This window comes from Streptomyces sp. CLV115, assembly GCF_038448545.1.
Classification (GTDB): Bacteria; Actinomycetota; Actinomycetes; order Streptomycetales; family Streptomycetaceae; genus Streptomyces; species Streptomyces sanglieri.
Genome location: NZ_JBCEWQ010000002.1, coordinates 128,410 through 146,712 on the forward strand (window position 1 = coordinate 128,410; position 18,303 = coordinate 146,712).

At 71.2% G+C, this 18,303-nt stretch carries 18 protein-coding genes and 1 pseudogene; 11 read left to right on the forward strand and 8 right to left on the reverse strand.

The annotated features are described in order from the left end of the window. The first annotated feature begins 124 nt into the window (after positions 1–124). From AADR41_RS01270 to AADR41_RS01280, 3 genes are all read left to right on the forward strand, one after another. The gene (locus AADR41_RS01270; RefSeq protein ID WP_342279487.1) at positions 125–919 is read left to right on the forward strand and encodes a sugar phosphate isomerase/epimerase family protein; all 795 of its coding nucleotides are present in this window, start codon (positions 125–127) and stop codon (positions 917–919) included. Then, on the forward strand, positions 919–2,040 hold the full coding sequence (locus AADR41_RS01275) for a Gfo/Idh/MocA family protein (RefSeq protein WP_342279488.1): 1,122 nt from the start codon (positions 919–921) through the stop codon (positions 2,038–2,040). Before AADR41_RS01270 ends, AADR41_RS01275 begins: the two co-directional genes overlap by 1 nt. Positions 2,041–2,162: 122 nt before the next feature. Beyond that, a complete protein-coding gene (locus AADR41_RS01280) occupies positions 2,163–2,660 on the forward strand; it encodes a hypothetical protein (protein WP_342279489.1) in 498 nt (165 codons plus the stop codon). A gap of 163 nt (positions 2,661–2,823) precedes the next feature. On the opposite strand, the pseudogene AADR41_RS01285 reads toward AADR41_RS01280, so the two are convergent. Continuing rightward, positions 2,824–3,560: pseudogene (locus AADR41_RS01285) on the reverse strand (SDR family oxidoreductase). A gap of 125 nt (positions 3,561–3,685) precedes the next feature. Here AADR41_RS01285 and AADR41_RS01290 point away from each other — a divergent pair. Further along, positions 3,686–4,498, forward strand: coding sequence for a helix-turn-helix transcriptional regulator (locus AADR41_RS01290; RefSeq protein WP_342279490.1), 813 nt, complete (start codon positions 3,686–3,688; stop codon positions 4,496–4,498). Between the two features lie 122 nt (positions 4,499–4,620). Here AADR41_RS01290 and AADR41_RS01295 read toward each other — a convergent pair whose 3' ends face one another. Continuing rightward, entirely contained in the window at positions 4,621–5,397 is a 777-nt protein-coding gene (locus AADR41_RS01295; protein WP_342279491.1) for an IclR family transcriptional regulator, read from the reverse strand. An 84-nt stretch (positions 5,398–5,481) separates the two neighbouring features. Here AADR41_RS01295 and AADR41_RS01300 point away from each other — a divergent pair, with 84 nt between their 5' ends. The 5 genes from AADR41_RS01300 to AADR41_RS01320 are packed head-to-tail and all read left to right on the forward strand — an operon-like array spanning position 5,482 to position 9,668. Further along, positions 5,482–6,627, forward strand: a complete 1,146-nt coding sequence (locus tag AADR41_RS01300; protein WP_446750966.1) for a cupin domain-containing protein — start codon at positions 5,482–5,484, stop codon at positions 6,625–6,627. Between the two features lie 2 nt (positions 6,628–6,629). Continuing rightward, positions 6,630–7,457, forward strand: a complete 828-nt coding sequence (locus AADR41_RS01305; RefSeq protein WP_342279493.1) for a fumarylacetoacetate hydrolase family protein — start codon at positions 6,630–6,632, stop codon at positions 7,455–7,457. Continuing rightward, positions 7,454–8,086 (forward strand): maleylpyruvate isomerase family mycothiol-dependent enzyme, encoded by a 633-nt coding sequence (locus AADR41_RS01310; RefSeq protein ID WP_342279494.1) that lies wholly within the window; start codon positions 7,454–7,456, stop codon positions 8,084–8,086. Before AADR41_RS01305 ends, AADR41_RS01310 begins: the two co-directional genes overlap by 4 nt. Positions 8,087–8,118: 32 nt before the next feature. Next, the gene (locus tag AADR41_RS01315; RefSeq protein ID WP_342279535.1) at positions 8,119–9,378 is read left to right on the forward strand and encodes an FAD-dependent monooxygenase; all 1,260 of its coding nucleotides are present in this window, start codon (positions 8,119–8,121) and stop codon (positions 9,376–9,378) included. Then, positions 9,375–9,668: a hypothetical protein gene (locus AADR41_RS01320; protein WP_342279495.1), complete on the forward strand. Its 294-nt coding sequence runs from the start codon at positions 9,375–9,377 to the stop codon at positions 9,666–9,668. Before AADR41_RS01315 ends, AADR41_RS01320 begins: the two co-directional genes overlap by 4 nt. A 454-nt stretch (positions 9,669–10,122) precedes the next feature. Here AADR41_RS01320 and AADR41_RS01325 read toward each other — a convergent pair whose 3' ends face one another. The 3 genes from AADR41_RS01325 to AADR41_RS01335 form a co-directional block, all read right to left on the reverse strand. Next, the gene (locus AADR41_RS01325) at positions 10,123–10,968 is read right to left on the reverse strand and encodes an alpha/beta fold hydrolase (protein ID WP_342279496.1); all 846 of its coding nucleotides are present in this window, start codon (positions 10,966–10,968) and stop codon (positions 10,123–10,125) included. Further along, the gene (locus tag AADR41_RS01330; protein ID WP_342279497.1) at positions 10,968–11,900 is read right to left on the reverse strand and encodes a VOC family protein; all 933 of its coding nucleotides are present in this window, start codon (positions 11,898–11,900) and stop codon (positions 10,968–10,970) included. The genes AADR41_RS01325 and AADR41_RS01330 overlap by 1 nt, the downstream gene beginning before the upstream one ends. Positions 11,901–11,961: 61 nt before the next feature. Next, positions 11,962–13,458: a bifunctional 3-(3-hydroxy-phenyl)propionate/3-hydroxycinnamic acid hydroxylase gene (locus AADR41_RS01335; protein WP_342279498.1), complete on the reverse strand. Its 1,497-nt coding sequence runs from the start codon at positions 13,456–13,458 to the stop codon at positions 11,962–11,964. Between the two features lie 223 nt (positions 13,459–13,681). Between AADR41_RS01335 and AADR41_RS01340 the strand changes: the two genes are divergently transcribed. Continuing rightward, positions 13,682–14,332: a TetR/AcrR family transcriptional regulator gene (locus AADR41_RS01340; protein WP_342279499.1), complete on the forward strand. Its 651-nt coding sequence runs from the start codon at positions 13,682–13,684 to the stop codon at positions 14,330–14,332. Positions 14,333–14,359: 27 nt separating this feature from the next. Here the strand turns inward: AADR41_RS01340 and dmpG are convergent, their stop codons facing one another. Genes dmpG through AADR41_RS01355 form a run of 3 tightly spaced genes read right to left on the reverse strand, consistent with a single transcriptional unit; the run spans position 14,360 to position 17,153 of the window. After that, positions 14,360–15,385 carry a 4-hydroxy-2-oxovalerate aldolase gene (gene dmpG, locus AADR41_RS01345; protein ID WP_342279500.1) on the reverse strand — a complete coding sequence of 342 codons (1,026 nt, stop codon included), beginning with the start codon at positions 15,383–15,385 and terminating at the stop codon, positions 14,360–14,362. Next, positions 15,385–16,332 carry an acetaldehyde dehydrogenase (acetylating) gene (locus AADR41_RS01350; RefSeq protein WP_342279501.1) on the reverse strand — a complete coding sequence of 316 codons (948 nt, stop codon included), beginning with the start codon at positions 16,330–16,332 and terminating at the stop codon, positions 15,385–15,387. Before AADR41_RS01350 ends, dmpG begins: the two co-directional genes overlap by 1 nt. Next, positions 16,329–17,153, reverse strand: coding sequence for a 2-keto-4-pentenoate hydratase (locus AADR41_RS01355; protein ID WP_342279502.1), 825 nt, complete (start codon positions 17,151–17,153; stop codon positions 16,329–16,331). The genes AADR41_RS01350 and AADR41_RS01355 overlap by 4 nt, the downstream gene beginning before the upstream one ends. 69 nt (positions 17,154–17,222) lie before the next feature. Here AADR41_RS01355 and AADR41_RS01360 point away from each other — a divergent pair, with 69 nt between their 5' ends. After that, entirely contained in the window at positions 17,223–17,984 is a 762-nt protein-coding gene (locus AADR41_RS01360; protein WP_342279503.1) for an IclR family transcriptional regulator, read from the forward strand. Positions 17,985–18,303 lie beyond the last annotated feature (319 nt).

The window sequence follows — 18,303 nt, forward strand, 5'->3', positions numbered from 1 at the left end:
GCCGGACCCCACCGCCCCGGCAGACCTGCCGTCCCGTGATGTGCGGATCCGCCAGCTGTGCACCACCGGCCGGGCCGGTCACCGTCCGGCCCGCAACCCACCGTTGAACCCGAAGGGACACCGAATGCCCACATCCCGGTTGTCACTCCAGCTCTACTCCATGCGCGACGCGCTCCACGCCGACGAGGACGGCACCCTGGCCCGCCTCGCGGAGATCGGGCTGCGCAACGTCGAAGTGTTCGACTTCGTCCACCGCCCACGGGAACTCGCGGACGCCCTCGCCCGGCACGGGCTGACCGCGCGCACGGGGCACGCCGCCATCGCATCCCCCGACCAGAGCCCGGACACACTGCGGCGGACGTTCGACGCAGCCCAAGTGCTGGGCCTGGAAACGGTGTTCGAGCCGATGGTGCCCGCCGCCCGATGGGCCGAGGCACGGGAGATCGACAGGACCGCGTCGCTCCTCAACGAAGCGGCCGCCGTCGCCGCCGGCCACGGGCTGAGCGTCGGCTACCACAACCACTCGCAGGAGTTCACCCCCACCGTCGACGGTGTGAACGCCTACGACCGCTTCGTGGACCGGCTGGACGCCGAAGTGGGGCTGGAGGTGGACGTGTACTGGGCCTCGGCCGGCGGCAGGGACGCGGTCGGGCTGCTGCGCCGGCTCGGCCCCCGGGTGCGTGCGCTGCACATCAAGGACGGCGCCGTCATCGACGACCCGCACACGTCCGGCGCCCCGTTCGACGTGGCGCTGACCCGGCAGGTGCCGGCGGGGCAGGGCGAGATACCGGTGGCCGCCGCCCTGGCCGCCGCTCCCGGCACCGCGTGGGCGGTCGTGGAGTTCGACCACTACGCCGGCGACATGTTCGAGGGCGTGGCGGGCTCCGTGGCGTACCTCAACGAGAAGGGAATCGTCTGATGAGCCCCCGTACCGGTCCGGTCGGTGTCGGCATCATCGGCGCCGGCAACATCAGCGAGCAGTACCTCGCCACGCTCGGCCGGTTCCCCGACACGGACGTGCGGATCGTCGGCGATGTCGCACTCGACCGCGCCGAGGCCCAGGCCCGGCGGCACGGTGTCGGTGCGTGGGGGAGCGCAACGGACGTACTCGCCCACGACGGCGTGGAACTGGTCGTCAACCTGACCGTTCCCGCCGCTCACGCCGACGTCAGCACGGCGGCCGTCGCAGCGGGCAGGCATGTGTGGTCGGAGAAGCCCCTCGCCGTCGACCCGCTCGAAGCACGTACTCTCCTCGACCGGGCGGCGGCGGCCGGACTGCGGGTGGGAGTCGCTCCCGACACCGTCCTCGGTCCGGGTGTGCAGACGGCGCGCCGGGTGATCGCCCGCGGGGACATCGGCGCCGTGCTGTCGGCGCAGACCTTCATGCAGACCCCCGGCCCCGACGCCTGGCACCCCGACCCGGAGTTCCTCTTCGCCGAGGGGGCCGGTCCGCTGTTCGACATGGGCCCCTACTACCTGACGATGCTGGTCTCCCTGCTCGGGTCCGTCACCCGGGTGTCCGCCGTGGGCTCCACCGGGCGCGGGATCCGCACCATCAGGACGGGAGACCGCGCCGGTACGGAGTTCGCCGTCGCCGTCCCCACCCATGTCTCGGCACTCGCCACGTTCGAGAGCGGGGCGAGCAGCCAGAGCGTCTACAGTTTCGACTCCCATCTGGTCCGCAGCGGCGTCGTGGAGATCACCGGGACGGAGGGCACCCTGGTCGTACCCGACCCCAACACGTTCGCCGGGGACGTGCGGATCACCCGGGGACACTCCGCGGACGGCGAGCCACAGTGGGAGACGGCCGAGACCGTCGGCACCGGGTCGGGCCGCGGACTGGGGGTACTGGACATGGCCCGGGCCATCCGCACCGGTGAGCCGCACATCGCCACCGGAGACCTCGGCCACCACGTCCTGGACGTGCTCACCGCCATCGACCGGTCCATCGTCTCCGGAGAGACGGAACACATCGGCAGCCGGGCCGGAACCGTCCCGCTCGTCCCGCCGGACCGCGACCCGTACGCGGCCACTCTCTGACCCGCACGGCCCGCGCCGCCCGCCGGCGCGGGCCACGGCCACCGTCCGACGGCTCGACCGGTGAACGGGTTCGGGAGCGGGCGGAGTGAGGAGCGCACGACGGCGTACGGCAGAATCCCACTGTGGCGTCTTCGGAGGGCTTGGCCGGACTGGAAGCGAGCACGGCGGCGCTGTCCACGCCGATGAGGGTGTACGTGCGGGCCGGGCGGTTCGCCGAGCCCGACCCCGACCTGCCGGAGCTGGCGGCCCGGATCCGCGGGCTCCTGGCCGCGGTAGCGGCGGACGAGCCCTGGCAGCGCTTCCTGACCGGATACACCCCGCCGTCCGCTCCGGAAATCTGCGCCGCTCTGGAGCCGCTGGAGACGCACGGTGCCGCCCCGTTCCTGGCCCGGGTCGCGACCGTCGACCTGGTCTGGCCGAGCCACCGGCACCTGCCCGCGGAGACCGCCGAGCACGCGGCGGCCCAAGTGGTCTCCCTGCTCGGACCGGAGGCCGACTGGTGGACCAACCACGACGTCGGCTGCGGCGCCGTGAACGGGCTCACCCCGCTGTTCGACAGCCTGCTCGCAGGGACGAACGGTGAACACTTCGTGCTGGCCCTGCAGATCGCCGACGACTGAGGCCCCGTCGAGCAGCAGTCGTGCGGCAGCCGTTCGGCGTCCTGCGGCCCAACCGTGCGCAGCGACGGCGGTGGCGCCGCGGACCCCGGACTTCGAGGGTTCAGGACATCCGCTCCACGAGGTCGCCCATGAACCGTTTGCCGCCGCCGACCACCTCCGCCGATCAGCTCTGCGCAGTGGGCCGGATCACGATCTCGTTCACGTCCACGTCGGCGGGCTGCCCGATCGCGTAGGCGATGGCCCGCGCCACCGCCACGGGGGCGATCGCGACCTCGTCCCGCATGCGTGTGATGTCGCCGCGGACCCGGTCGTTGCTGGACGCCTCGGCGAAATCGGTGGCGATCAGACCGGGCGAGACGGTGGTGACCCGAAGGCCGGCCCCGCCTCCTGCCGCAGACCTTCGCAAATGGCCCGCACCGCGGCCTTCGTGCCGGCGTAGACGGCCATCGCCGGCACGACGCGGTACGCGGCCGTGGACGCCGTTGTGACGAAGTGGCCGCCGCCCTGAGCGCGGAACACGGGGAGGGCCGCGCCGATGCCGTTCAACACGCCCTTCACGTTGACGTCGACCATGTGGTTCCACTCGTCGGTGCGCAGGTCGTCCAGCGGCGAGATGGTGCCCACCCCGGCGTTGCCGACCAGAACGTCGAGCCGCCCGAAACGCTCGCCCGCCAGGGCGACCAGCGCATGGAGATCGTCGATCCGGGTCACGTCCGTACAGAGATGAACGGCCTCACCACCCGCCCTCTCGATCCGCGCGGTCAGCTCCGCCAACCGCTCGGTGCGACGTGCACCCAGAACCAACCGGGCACCGCGCTTGGCCAGCAGCAGGGCGGTCGCCTCGCCGATCCCGCTGCTCGCCCCGGTGACGGCCACGACCTTGCCGGTGACACCTGACATGACGGCTCCTTCCACACTGCCGCTGATGTATCCCTGCCGTTCCTGTCGACGGCAAGAGCCAGTGTGAGCCGGCGTTAATCTGGTATCCAGAGTCGGCTTATTCTGGAATCAAAGGTGGTAGTGCCATGGCGGAGAGCGCCCCGCCCGACCCTCAGGAGCGGCGTCGCGAGCTCGCGGCCTTCCTGCGCAGCCGCCGTGAGCGCATCACCCCGCGCGAGGCGGGCCTGCCGTCGACAGGCCGGCGCCGCACCCCGGGGCTGCGCCGCGAGGAGCTGGCCCTGCTCGCCGGGATGAGCGCCACTTGGTACACGTATCTGGAGCAGGGCCGGGACATCCGCGCCTCGGACCAGGTCCTGGACGCCCTCGCCGACGCCCTGCGCCTCGACGCGCACGAGCGCGACCACCTCTTCCGGCTCGCCGGACGCTCACCGGCCGCCGGGGAACCGGGGCCCGAGCCACTTCAGCCGGGAGTGGCCGCCGTCCCGCTGCTGTTGCAGCCACATCCCGCGTACGTGATCGACGGCACGTACGACGTGCTGAGCCGCAACCCGGCCACGGAAAAGGTGTTCCCGGGGCTCGTCACCGAGGACGGGCGGCTGCCCAACTTCGCGCGCTGGGTGTTCTTCGAGCCGCGCGCACGGGAGGTCCTGGTCGACTGGGAGCCCGAGGCACGGGGGCTGCTCGCGCGGGTACGCACCCTGGCCGGCGCCCGTCCCGGGGATCCGCGCTTCGGGCGGCTGGTCGACGAACTGCACGAAGGCAGCCCCGAGGTGCGGGCATGGTGGCCGCAGTTCGAGGTCGAGCCACGCAGGGGCGGGCACAAGCGGCTCCGGTCGCCGGACGGCGACGTGGTCACGTATGCCTACACGGCGTTCCATGTGGCTGGACGGCCGGAACAGACGCTCGTGATCTACGTGGCGCCGGAGCCCGGGCCATGACGAATTCCCGCGCAAGGGGCCGGACATGACACCAGAACCGTCCGGTGCCCACAGCAGTCACCGAACTCAAGTCGATCGGACGAGCAGTTGAGCCGCTGCTTCTGTTCTTCTGCCGACAGGTATCAGTCCTGCTCGGCCAGGTCCTGCTCCAGCGCGTGCGCCGCGGCATCCAGCGTGGCGACCAGGGGCCGGAGACTGCGCGCGTCGTAGCGCACGCTGGGCAGCGACACCGACAGGCCGGCCAGCGCGGTGCCGTCCTGGCCGCGCACCGGCACTCCGACGGCGACCAGACCCCGCTCGGACCGTTCCCGGTTGACGGCGAACCCGTTGCGCCGCAGTCGTTTCAGCTCCGTGCGCAGGCGGGCGAGGTCCGGGCGGTCGGCCGGACGGTCGCGGTAGCGCCCGGGGGCGTACACCTCGTCCAGTTCCTCGTCGGAGAGGTCGGCGAGCAGGAGCAGACCTGCCGTGGTGCGGTGCGCCGGGAACACCATGCCCTCACGGGAGCCGACCCGCAGGGCCTGCCGGCATTCGACGCTGGCGATGAACCGGGCCGTGTCCCCGGTGCGCACGACCAGGTTCGAGGTCTCCTCCAGCAGGTCGACGACCCGGTGCAGATGGGGGACACCCCTCGCGCGCAGCCGCGAGACCGAGGACTGTGAGTGCGCGGCGAGCTCAAGCACCGGTCCGGCGCGGTAGACACGGTCCTCGTCCTGCATGGCGAAGTCCCGGTAGACCAGCATCGCCAGGATCCGGTGGGCCGTGGACCGGGCGACACCGAGACGCTCGGCGATCTGCGAGACGGTCGCGCCGCCCTCCATCTGCAACATGGCCGCCGCCCGCAGCGCGTGATCCACGCTGGCGATCGGGTAGGGCGGCGGGGTCTTGAGCGGCTTGTCCATGGTGTCCCTCCGATTCTGCTCTCCAGAATCCTCATGTTCTCCCATCGGAAGCGGACGCACGCTGATGCCGTGACTGAGACCTCCATGACCCAAGACACCGACACGGGTTCCCCGGTCCGGCTCCAGGCCGTATCAGCGAAGGGGCAGCCCGAGGTCACTCCGGCACTCGAAGAGCTCTACCGGGGCTTCGAACAGGAACTGCTCGTCCCGCTGTGGACCGAGATCGGCGACCTGATGCCGGCCCACCCGCGCACGCGTGCCGTGCCGCACCTGTGGCGCTGGGAGCGGCTGCGGCAGCTGGCGGACCGGGCCGGCGGCCTGGTCCCGTTGGGCCGCGGCGGCGAGCGCCGGGCCATCGCACTGGCCAACCCCTCCCTCGGCGGCAGCCCCTTCGCCACCCCGACGCTGTGGGCGGCCATCCAGTACCTCATGCCGGGTGAGGACGCCCCCGAGCACCGGCACACCCAGCACGCCTTCCGCTTCGTCGTCGAGGGCTCGGGCGTGTGGACGGTCGTGGGCGGCGATCCGGTGCCCATGAACCGTGGCGACTTCCTCCCGCAGGCGGGCTGGAACTGGCACGCCCACCACAACGCCACCTCCGAGCCGATGGCCTGGATCGACGGTCTGGACATCCCCTTCCAGTACGCCACCGAGGCGCAGTTCTTCGAATTCGGCCGCGACGAGATCAGCGCCGCCGAGCGGATCACCCCTGAGCGGTCGCGCTCCGAGCGCCTCTGGGGCCACCCCGGTCTGCGCCCGCTGTCGGCCGCCCCGCCCACGCCCGGCAGCCCGCTGCTGTCGTACAAGTGGGAGTACACCAACGCCGCCCTGGCCGACCAGCTTTCGCTGGAGAAGGAGGGCTGCGGCGGCACGGTCGAGCCCGGCCACGCCGCGGTGCGCTACTCCAACCCGCACGACGGCACCGACGTCCTGCCCACGCTCCGCGCCGAGTTCCATCGCATCGCCCGCGGCGCCGCGACCGCGCCGGTGCGCGAGACCGGTTCCTCGGTGTACCAGGTCTTCGACGGGTCCGGGGTGGTGACCGTCGGCGACAGGTCCTGGACGGTGACCCGCGGAGACCTGTTCGTCGTCCCGTCCTGGGAGCCGTTCACCGCCCGGTCCGAGGCCAGCACTACCGACTCCGACGAGGGCGCCCTCGACCTCTTCCGTTTCTCCGACGCGCCTGTGTTCGAGGCGCTCCGGCTCAACCGCACCCAGAAGGACGCCTGACCATGAAGCTCGCCACCATCCGCACCTCCGCCGGCACCCGGGCGGTCCGTCTCGACGGCGATCGCCTCGTCGACCTCGGGTACGCCGACCTCGGTGAGCTGTTCGCCGAGGCCGACTGGCAGGCCAGGGCTGCCGCTGCCGCCGGCCCCACCCACCCCGTCGAGGGGGCCGACTTCGCGCCCGTCGTGCCCGCCCCGTCGAAGATCATCTGCGTCGGCCACAACTACACGAACCACATCAAGGAGATGGGCCGGGAGCTTCCGAACCACCCGACCCTCTTCCCGAAGTTCGCCGAGACCCTGCTGGGCGCGGGCGACGACATCGTCAAGCCGGCCGAGACCGATGCGTTCGACTGGGAGGTCGAGCTGGCCGTCGTGATCGGCGAGCGGGTACGCCGCGCCGACGAGCAGCAGGCCGTCGCCGCCATCGCCGGCTTCACCGTCATGAACGACATCTCGGTGCGCGACTGGCAGTTCCGCACCATCGAGTGGACCCAGGGCAAGATCTGGGAGGCCACCACCCCGGTCGGCCCCTACGTCGTCACCCCCGACGAAGTCGGCGGTGTCCGTCCCTGCCTCAAGGTGAGGACGGTCGTCGACGGGCAGGTCATGCAGCAGGACGACACCGGCACGCTGCTGTTCGACCCGGTGTTCCTGGTGCAGTACATCTCCACGGTCATCACCCTGAACCCGGGGGACATCATCGCCACCGGCACCCCGGCCGGCGTCGGCAACGCCCGCGACCCCAAGGTCTTCCTCCTCCCCGGCAACACCGTGGTCACCGAGATCTCCGGCCTGGGCGCCTGCACCAACAAGGTGGTCGGGGCATGACGGACACCGCACGGACCCTCGCCGACTCCCGAGCGTGGGCCCGCACCGGCACGAAGCTGGTGCTCGCTGCCGTGGCAGACCTGGACGAGGCCGGCTTCTCGGCCGACAGCGCGCTGCCCGGATGGACCCGCAAGCACCTCGCCGCACACGTCGCCGCCAACGCCGACGCCCTGTGCAACCTCGTCCACTGGGCGGCCACCGGCGAGCGGACACCGATGTACGCCTCCGCCGGGGAACGCGCGGCAGGCATCGCCAAGGGCACTGCCCTGTCGGCCGGCCAGCTGCGGTCCTGGCTGACCGCATCCGCGCACCGGCTCGCCGACGGGCTCGACCGGCTCACCGACGAGCAGTGGCAGCACCGGGTCGTCACCGCCCAGGGACGTACCGTCCCGGCGACCGAGCTGCCGTGGATGCGCTCCCGCGAGGTGTGCGTCCACGCCGTCGACTTCGCCACCGGTACCGCCTTCACCGACCTGCCGGACGGCTTTCTGGCCGCACTGGCCGACGAGATCCGGGACAGGCGCGGACTTGCCGGCCTGCCCGACGGACCACTGCCGGAGGTCACGGCCTGGCTGGCCGGTCGCCCGCACTCCCTCGCCGACGCTCCCGAGCTCGGCCCGTGGCTCTGAGGAGTTGAGTCATGTCCCATCCCGAACCTGATGTGATCGTCGTCGGCGGTGGCATCGGCGGCCTCGGCGCCGCCCTCGCGCTGACCCGCCAGGACCTGAGCGTCCTCCTGCTGGAACGCGCCCCTGCCTTCGGCGAGGTCGGCGCCGGCATCCAGCTCGCGCCCAACTGCACCCGCATCCTCGACGACTACGGTCTCCTGCAGGAGGCCAAGGGCCTCGGCGTCGTGCCGGACTCCATGGTCATGCGCGACGCCGTGGACGGCGAAGAGCTGACCCGCCTCGACCTGCGGGACCTGGAGAAGCGGTACGGCTACCCGTACCTGGTCATCCACCGCAGCGACCTGCACGGCCTGCTGCTGCGCGCGTGTGAACGCGCCGGTGTCGAGCTGATCACCGACGCGCAGGTGACCGCGTACGAGAACACCGAACGCGGCGCGTGCGTGACCCTTGCCTCGGGCCGGACCCACGAGGCCGGTGTGGTGATCGCGGGCGACGGGCTGCACTCCGTCGCCCGCAAGCTGCTCGTCGACGACGAGCCCGTCTCCTCGGCGTACGTCGCCTACCGCGGCACCGTGCCCGGCGAACTGCCGCAGGTGCGGTCCCTCGACCTGAGCGAGGTCGTGGTGCATGTCGGCCCCGCCTGCCACTTCGTGCACTACGGCCTGCGCGGCGGCGAACTGCTCAACCAGGTGGCCGTCTTCGAGTCGCCCAAGGCGCTGGCCGGGCAGGAGGACTGGGGCACACCCGACGAGCTCGACGCCGCCTTCGCCGGGACCTGCGACTTCGTCCGGGACGGCCTGCCGTTCATGTGGCGGGACAAATGGTGGCGGATGTTCGACCGCGATCCGCTCATGAACTGGGTCCACGGCCGGATCGCACTGCTCGGCGACTCCGCGCACCCACCGCTGCAGTACATCGCGCAAGGCGCGATCATGGCGATCGAGGACGGCTGGGTGCTGGGCGAGCACGTCGCCCGCAATCGGGCCGCCGACGGTACCGTCGACTGGGGCACCGCCCTCGCCGCCTACGAGGCGGTCCGCCCGGAGCACTGCCGCCGCGTGCTGAGCACCTCCCGCGCATGGGGCGAGCTGTGGCACCTCGACGGGACGGCTCGTGAGCAGCGCAACGTACTGCTGCGCGCACGCGACACCTACGACTACTCCTTCGTCGACTGGCTGTACGGCCCGACCGCGCTGACGCCGGACGAGGAGCCGGAGATGTTCACGCCGATCCCGCTGTCCTCGGCGGACGTCGCGGCCCCGTCGTCGGCCGCGGGGGGCGGTGAGGCATGAGCGACGCCTGCCTGTCCGCGTCCGGCCCACCGGCGAGCACGCCGGCCACGACCGTCGACCGGCCGGGCGGCTTCGGCCCGGCCGCGGCGATCGCCGCCCCGCGCGCCCGGGACGACGGCTTCGATGCCGACCTCGTCCTGCCCGCCGACGGTCCCGCCCGCGACGAGGGGATACGCCCCGGCACCGGCCCCGGGAATCCGGCGGCCCCGGAGCCGTCGTTCCGCCCGGACACGACGATCACTGCGGGCAACGCCGCCCCGCCGGGCGACGCGGTGGACCTGCTCGACTGACTCGACCGGGCTGAGGCCGGTGCCGTGGGCGAAAGACACACGGCACCGGCCTTCCGGCTTTCCGGCCCGACAAGAATTCACGCGATGCGTGTGCTCGCGACTCGGTACGTGCGTCGGTCGAGCGGTGGCACATCAGGGTCGCGGCACGGCGGCTCTTCGGCAGGCGCAGAAAGAGATGACGTGCCGCTCGCGTCCGGCGTCCGGACGTGAGCCGGCGTCCGGCCGGCACCCGTCGGCGCCGCTCTTGGGGCGCGCCGGCCATGGCGGAACCCGACGGCGTCGCCCAGCACGGGGGAGCTGCCGGCCGGCAGCCCGGGCGCGAGCACACGGCAGAACGCCCTGCGCAAGCTGTGGGAAAGGCCCGCGCGGCCCCGTGTCATGGGGGCTGCGCGGGCCGTCGTAGTGGCACAGGGCCCGTCGAGCTCGGTGGCCGGTCGGTTCCGTTGCCGCAGGGTCAGTTGTTCACGATGAAATCCGCGACGAGCCGGTTGAACTCGTCGGCGTGCTCGATCATCGCCCAGTGTCCGCAGTGGTTGAGCAGCACCAGCCGGCTGTCCGGGATGTTCGCCAGCAGGTAGAGCGAGGTCTCGAACGAGACGACACGGTCGTCGCGTCCGTGGATGAGCAGCGTCGGCACCCGGATCGCCGGCAGCAGCTCCGGGTCGACCCACTTCGGGAGGGGCGAGCCCTTCGGCAGGCCCTCCACGTAGTTGCGCAGGTGCTCCGGGCGGGCGAGTGCCGCGTCCGAACGGGCCTGGCACAGCTCGGGGGTGGCGAACCGGGCTTTGTCGTAGACCATGATCTCGACGAGTCGGCGCATGTTCTCCGGACCGGCGTCACGGTAGGCCTCGATCAGCACCTTGAGCCCCTCCGAAGGGCCGCCGCCGGCGCCGAAGAGCGTCGGGATCCGGCCCACCGGCGGGCCCATCGTGACCAGGTGCGAGATGCGGTCCGGGTGCTCCGTGGCGAGCCGCAGCGAGGTCTGACCGCCCATCGAGTTGCCGACGAAGGCGGCCTTCTCGATGCCGAGGGCATCCAGGAACTGGACCGCCGTCGCGACATGGTCGAGCTGGTCGACGACCGCGGGGTCCGACTCCCCCCAGCCGGGCATGTCGACGGCGTACACGTGGAAGTGCTCGGCCAGCGCCTCGATGTTGCCGGCGAAGTTGCTCCATCCGGTCGCGCCCGGCCCGCTGCCGTGCAGCAGGACGACGGGGTGGCCGGAGCCCGCCTCGTAGTAGCGGAGTTTCCACTCGCCGGCCTGGACGGTGCGTGCGATGGAGTTGGGGTCGAGGGTCATCAGTGGGCCTCTCCGTGCGGGTCGGGTGCGGCGGCGAGCAGCTGGGCCACAGCTCCTGGGGCACGGTGGCCCCAGCTGTTCAGCCGGTCGAGCGTCTTCACTTCCCACGTCCGGTCGTCGATGATCAGCCCGCCCCAGCCGAACTCGACGCTGAAGCCCGAGGGCGTGAAGACGTAGAAGCTGAACATCTGGTCATTGGGATGCATGCCGAGGGTCATCTCGAACGGCTGCTTGGCGTCCATGCACCGGTCGTAGGCGACGCCGACGTCGTGGATGTCGGTCACCTCCACCATGAAGTGGTGGGTCTTCTTCGGCGATGGCAGCTCCCCGAAGGCAACGCTGTGGTGGCGGCCGTTGCAGTGCAGGAAGATGAGGTCGGCGAACACACCCGGCGACATTTCCTCGATGATGATGTCGCTGATCTTGAAGCCGAGCAGATCCAGGTAGAAGTGCAGGTAGGTCTCCCGCGGTACACCGTGCGCGAGGAGTACCTGGTGGCCCGCGCCGCCGGCGCCGGTCACGAAGGTGCCGAGCAGTTTCCCGGACTCGAACGGCGTCGCAGCGTCGGCCAGACCCGTGACCAGTTCGATCCGGTTGCCCATCGGGTCCGCGGTGACGAAGATCCGCTCCACCTTGCGGGCGGCGGCGAGATCGGCGTCGCCCTCGGCGACCTCGATCCCGGCGGCGCGCACCTTCGTCACCAGCGCGTCGAGCGCGACCGGGTCCGACACCTCGTAGCCGGTGACCGCCAGGTCGTCGGCGGGCCCCTCCGTGATGATCCAGCGGTGCGCCTTCTCGTCGGTGCGCAGTGTGAAACCGTCGCGGGTCTTCTCGCCGATCTGCATGCCGAGCAGTTCGATGCCGAAATGCTCCCATTCTGTGGTGTTGCTGACTTCGTAGACGACGTAACCGAGTTCCTTGACCCCGGACATGTGTCTCCTCCTCATCCTCTTCCGGCTTCTTCCCAGACCGGCGGGCGCGGTCCGAGCTGTCTCAGGCGGGTACTGCAAGGCCGCTGGTGTCGGCCGCGGCGACGAACCTGTCCGGGCGCAGCGCCACGGCGCGGGCGCCGTACCGGCGCAGCCACGTGAGGAGGACCTCGTCGAGGTCGACCAGTTCGTCGGCCCCCTGCGTGTGTGCCGCCCGTGGGCGCACCGCGACATAGCGGGCGCCGAGGGCGTCCCAGCCGGCCTTCTCGCCGGCCGTCAGCAGGCTCGCGGGGTCGAAGTCGTCCCCGAGCAGGACGAAGCCGTGTCCGAGCAGGTCGTCCAGGCGTGTCATCCGGCCCCGGGCGTCGCCGACGACCGGCTGCGGGACCATCCGGCCGACGATGCTGCTGTCGCCCACCGGGCCCCTGAGCCATCCGCCCATGAGTGACGGCGGGGCGTTGAGATCCGACGCCATCCCGGTCTTCTCCTGCTTGATGACCCGGCCCAGGTCGACTGCGAGGTCGGTGTAGAACGTGGCGTTGGGCCGCCGCTCCGCCTCGTAGGTGTCGAGCCAGCTCTCGGGCAGCTCGCCCTTGACGACGCGGGCGAGTTTCCAGCCCAGGTCGTGGGCGTCACGTATTCCGGTCTGCATCCCGGCGCCGGCCCACGGCGGCATCAGATGGGCCGCGTCGCCGGCCAGGAACACCCGGCCCCTGCGCCAGGTGTCGGCCATCCGGACATGGTGCTTGTAGAAGGCGTGCTGGTGGATCTCGACGTCGTCCGGTGTGACGCCGAGGGCTTCGAGCAGCGGCCACACGTCGGCGCCGGTCGTGTAGTCCTCCGGGGTCTCGTCGGGCTTGAGCGGGATCTCCCACCGGTGGTTGCCCGCGGAGAGCGCGATGTCGACGACCGGGCGCTCCTTGTCGGACCAGAAGGTCAGGACGTCGCGGTCCGGCCACCAGCGCTTGACCCGGCAGTCGATGACCACCCAGGTGACGTTGCCGGTGTCGCCCAGCAGCGTGCAGCCCACCCGGCCGCGGGTCGCGCTGCTGCCGCCGTCGGCGCCGATCGCGTACCGGGCACGTACGGTACGGGTCTTCCCCGTGGTGGTGTCCGTCGAGGTCACGGTGACCCCGTGGGTGTCCTGCTCGACGGCGGTGACCTCGGCGCCGTAGTGCACGGTGATGCGGTCGCCGTACTCCCGGGCCGCCTCGCGCAGCTCGGCCTCCATCGTCGGCTGATAGATGTTGTAGGCGCGGGCACTACGGCCCATCACCGACTCCGGGTGATCGACCCGCATGATCTCGGTGCCGTCGTAGGTGACCCAGCGCAGTGCCCGCTGGGGGTCGATCTTCTTCTCGATCCGCTCGTCGATGCCGATGTTCTGGAAGATCCGCATCGTCCAGTCGTCGACGGTGACGGCACGGGCCCGGGTGTAGAGATCCCGGTCCCGTTCGAGGGCCACGGCGGAGACGCCGTTGCTGGCGAGAGTGAGTGCGGCGATCACGCCGGTCGGGCCGTACCCGACGATCGCGACATCCGCGTCGTAGCTGTGGGTCATGTGATGACTCCGTTGTCCCATCCGCACTGCGGTGCGGAAGTTTTGGACCGATCGGTCGGTCAATATCTGGCGAGGTTAACAACGTTTTGCGGCGATGTGTCAAGGGTCGAATGCGTGACGGAATGCCCTCGGCCCGTGGGAGGAGCCGCAGGACGGGCCGGCTTCAGCGACCGTCCCGGGACGGTTCCGGCCGGGCCGGCGGGGAGCCCTTAGACTTCCGTGGGTGCAGACGTCCGCGCAGCAGGCGCACACCGGAAACCGACGTGGCCGCCGTTCGCGGCAGGAGATCCTCGAATCGGCTGCCCGGGTGATGGCCGCCCGGGGGTACGCCGGCACATCGATGTCGGCGCTCGTCAAGGAATCGGGCCTGCCGAAGAGTGCGTTCTACTACCACTTCGACTCCAAGGCGGGGTTGCTGTCGGCCGTCATGGAACAGGGGGCGCACGGCTTCTTCGAGGCCATGCGCGAAGCCCACCGAAACCCTCCGCAGGGCGGCACCCCACGCGAGCGGCTCGGCTGGTACTTGGACAGAACCGGCGAGGTCCTGGAGAACCGGGAGGACTTCCTGCGCCTTCTCCTGGTGCTGGTGATGAGCCACGAGGCGGCCGAGGCGCCGGAGGCGCTGCGGACCGTGACATCCGTCCGCGACGAAGGGCGCGCCTACATGCGCCTCATGATCCGCTCGTCGTTCATCGACGAGGGCGAGGACATCGCCGACACCGTCGGGGGCGCCCTCTCCCACTTCGGCATGGCCGGGTTCGACGGTTCCTTCGTCTCCCTCCAGTCGAAGGACGGCAAGCCGGTACGGGAGTACATGAGGGAGCTCGCCGATGCGCTGGCGGCGCTGGGCGAGGCCCTGATCGCCTCCCGCTGAACGAGGGGCCCGGCCCCCGCCGCACGGTCAGGCCGGCCGGGCCGGGCGCCCGGCCGCCAGCGTGAGCGCGATGTCGACGATCATGTCCTCCTGACCACCCACCAGCCGGCGCCGCCCGCACTCCGTCAAGAGGTCGCGGACATCGACGCCGTACCGTGCGGAGGCCGCCTCGGCGTGGCGGAGGAACGAGGAGTAGACGCCTGCGTACCCCAGGGTGAGGGTCTCCCGGTCGACGCGCACCGGGCGGTCCCGGAGGGGGCGGACGATGTCGTCCGCCGCGTCCTGGAGCCGGAACAGGTCGCAGCCGTGCTCGATGTCCGAGAGGTTCGCGACCGCGATGAACGCTTCCAGCGGGCAGTTGCCCGCCCCCGCGCCGTGACCGGCCAGCGAGGCGTCGACTCGACGGACGCCGTTCTCGACCGCGACAACGGAGTTGGCGACCGACAGTGACAGGTTCTCGTGGGCATGGATACCGATCTCGGTGCCGTCGTCGAGGACGTCCCGGTAGGCGCGTACGCGCGCGGCCACGTCGCGCATCGTGAGCCGGCCGCCGGAGTCGGTGACGTAGACGCAGTGCGCGCCGTAGGACTCCATGAGCTTCGCCTGCCGGGCCAGTACCTCGGGAGACGCCATGTGGGAGAGCATCAGGAACCCGGACACATCCATGCCGAGTTCGCGCGCCGCGGCGATGTGCTGTGCCGAGATGTCCGCCTCGGTGCAGTGCGTCGCGACCCGGACGGAGCGGACTCCGAGGTCGTGGGCGCGCTTCAACTCGTGGAGGGTTCCGACGCCCGGCAGCAGCAGCGTGGTCAGACGGGCACGCTCCAGCACGGAGGCCGCGGCCTCGATCCACTCCCAGTCGGTGTGCGACCCGGGGCCGTAGTTGACGGACCCTCCGGCGAGGCCGTCGCCGTGCGCGACCTCGATCGCGTCGACACCGGCGCGGTCCAGCGCGGTGACGATGCGCTTGACGTCCTCCGGGGCGATCCGGTGGCGTACGGCGTGCATTCCGTCGCGCAACGTAACGTCCTGGACGAAAATCGGGGTGCCCATCAGCGGCCCGCCTTCCCTGCTGCGATGCGCTCCGCGACCTGAAGGCCGGCGGAGGTCATGATGTCGAGGTTGCCGGCATAGGCCGGGAGGTAGTGGGCGGCGCCTTCGACCTCCAGGAAGACCGACACCTGATGGGTGGGCGGGGGAGTGCCGGCGGTGGCCAGGAGCGTGCCGACCGGCTGGTCCGCGGGTATCTCGGTGATCTGGACCTGTTGCTTGAGCCGGTATCCGGGTACGTACGCGGCGACGTCGGCGGTCATCTTCGTGACCGAGCGCCTGATCTCCTCCTGAACCGCCGGCTCCGGGGCCGTGACGAGGCAGAACACCGTGTCCCGCATCATCAGCGGCGGCTCCGCCGGGTTGAGGATGATGATCGCCTTGCCGCGGCGCGCCCCGCCGACCCGCTCGATGGCGGCCGACGTGGTCTCGGTGAACTCGTCGATGTTGGCGCGGGTGCCTGGGCCGGCCGACTTCGACGCGATCGACGCGACGATCTCGGCGTACTCGACGGGTACGACGCGGCTGACCGCCGCGACGACCGGGATCGTGGCCTGGCCACCGCAGGTGACCATGTTGACGTCGGGCGCATCGAGGTGCTCGTCGAGGTTGACGGCGGGCACCACGTACGGCCCGACGGCCGCCGGGGTGAGGTCGATCAACCGCTTTCCGAAAGGGGCCAGCTTGTTCGCGTGCGCCTCGTGCGCCTTGGCCGAGGTCGCGTCGAAAACGATGTCGATCTCGTCGAAACCGGGCATCGCGATCAACCCGTCCACACCCTCGTGCGTGGTCGGGACGCCGAGCCGCGCGGCGCGGGCCAGGCCGTCGGAGGCGGGGTCGATCCCGACCATGGCACCCATCTCAAGGTGCTTCGCCCTCCGCAGCACCTTGATCATCAGGTCGGTGCCGATGTTGCCCGACCCGACGATCGCGACCTTGGTCCTGCTCATGAGTCCTCTTTCCCACTGAAGCCGACCGTCACGGCACCGAAGCCGGACAGGGTGGCGGTGACGGTGTCGCCGGGGGACACCTGCCGCATCGGACCGAGCGCGCCCGACAGGACGACCTGCCCCGCGCGCAGCGGATCACCGAGGTCGCGGGCCTTACGGGCCAGCCAGACAACGGCCTCGACCGGGTCACCAAGACAGGCCGCGCCGGTCCCGGCGGACACCTCCCTGCCGCCGACGCTCATCGACATCACGACGTCCACCGGCTCGGTCTCGTCGAGGGTGCGCCGGCGGGCCCCGAGCACGTAGGCGCCCGCGGAGGCGTTGTCGGCCACCGTGTCGCCGAGGCTGATGTCCCAGCCGGCGATCCGGCTGCCGCAGATCTCCAGCGCGGCAACGCCGTACTCGATAGCGTCCCGGACCTGAGCGGTGTCGAGCGGGCCGTCGGCCAGGTCGGCGCGGAGCACGAACGCGATCTCCGCCTCCACCCGGGGCTGAAGGATCCGCCCGGCCGGGATCGTGCCGCCGTCCGCGTATGCCATGTCGTCGAAGAGGACTCCGAAGTCGGGCTGGTCGACGCCGAGCTGTCGCTGCACCGCCTCGGAGGTCAGGCCGATCTTGCGGCCGGTGATCCGGGCGCCGCCGGCGAGGCGGCGTTCGGTCAGCGCGGCCTGGACGGCGTACGCGGCAGCCGGATCATCCCGGCCGATCAGGTCCCGCACGGGCGCACAGGGCTTGCCGGAGGCGGACGCCCCGGCAAGCCGCGCGGCCGCGGCGGTGATGTCGGACTGGCTCGCAGCGGCGAGCCCTTGGTTCTCGGTCACGGCTTCACTGTGTCCCCGGGGCACGCACCCGAACCAGCGTTTCGTCTCACTCAGCGATACGCTGGCGGCATGGCGGAAACAACCGGTCTGGACACCGTGCTCGGCAAGGCGGTGACGATCCTGCGGGCGTTCCGGCCCGATGACCGGGCGGTCAGCCTCGCTGAACTCGTACGACGCACGGGCCTGCACAAGGCGACCGTGCACCGCCTGTCCGGGGCCCTGGTCGCCAACCGTCTGCTCGACCGGACCGACGGCGGCTACCGCCCCAGCGGCGGCCTCTTCGAACTGGGCATGCTCGCGGCGCCCGAGCGGAGCCTGCTGGAAGTGGCGATGCCGTTCCTCCAAGACCTGTACGAGCGCACCCACGAGACCGTCCACCTCGGAGTGCGCGAAGGGCACGACGTCGTCTACGTCGCCAAGATCGGCGGGCACCGCCAGGCCAGGGCCCCCTCGCGCACCGGGGGAAGGATGCCGCTGCACTGCACCGCCGTCGGCAAGGCACTGCTCGCTCACGCCGACGGCGAGCTGCGTCAGGAAGTCCTGGCCGGGCCGCTGGAGCGACGCACCCCGCACACCGTCGTGGCACCGGGCGCCCTGCGCCGCCAGCTTCGGCAGATCACCGAGACGGGCGTCGCGTTCGAGCGGGAGGAGTCGACACCCGGGCTCGTCTGTGTGGCCGCGCCGGTGCTGGGGCTCGGCAACGAGGCGCTCGCCGCGATCAGTGTGGCCGGGCCCACCGGGAGATTCCGGCCCGACCGGTTCACGACGCAAGTGCGGGCGGCGGCCACCGGGCTCAGCAGCACACTGATCCGGCGCAACATGCTGAGCTGAGTCAGCACGGCTCACTCACCCGGTGAACCCCCGGCACTGCACCACGCGTGTTGTGCCGGTTCGCGGGTCGGCGTGGACCGCCGCACCATCACGACGGGCGCCCGCCCGCCGAATCGAGCGCTGCGGGGAACACTCCACCCACGGGCTCGCCGTCACCTCCCCAACACCTATGAGACGCGGCTGAACACGAACTTCGGCAAGCACCGTCCGAACCAGGGTGGCGCCACCGCCACCGCCACCGCCACCGCCACCGCCACCGCGACCGCGATGGCTGCGGCCATGGCCATGTGCGTGGTCGTCGGAGGGGGCCTGCCCACTC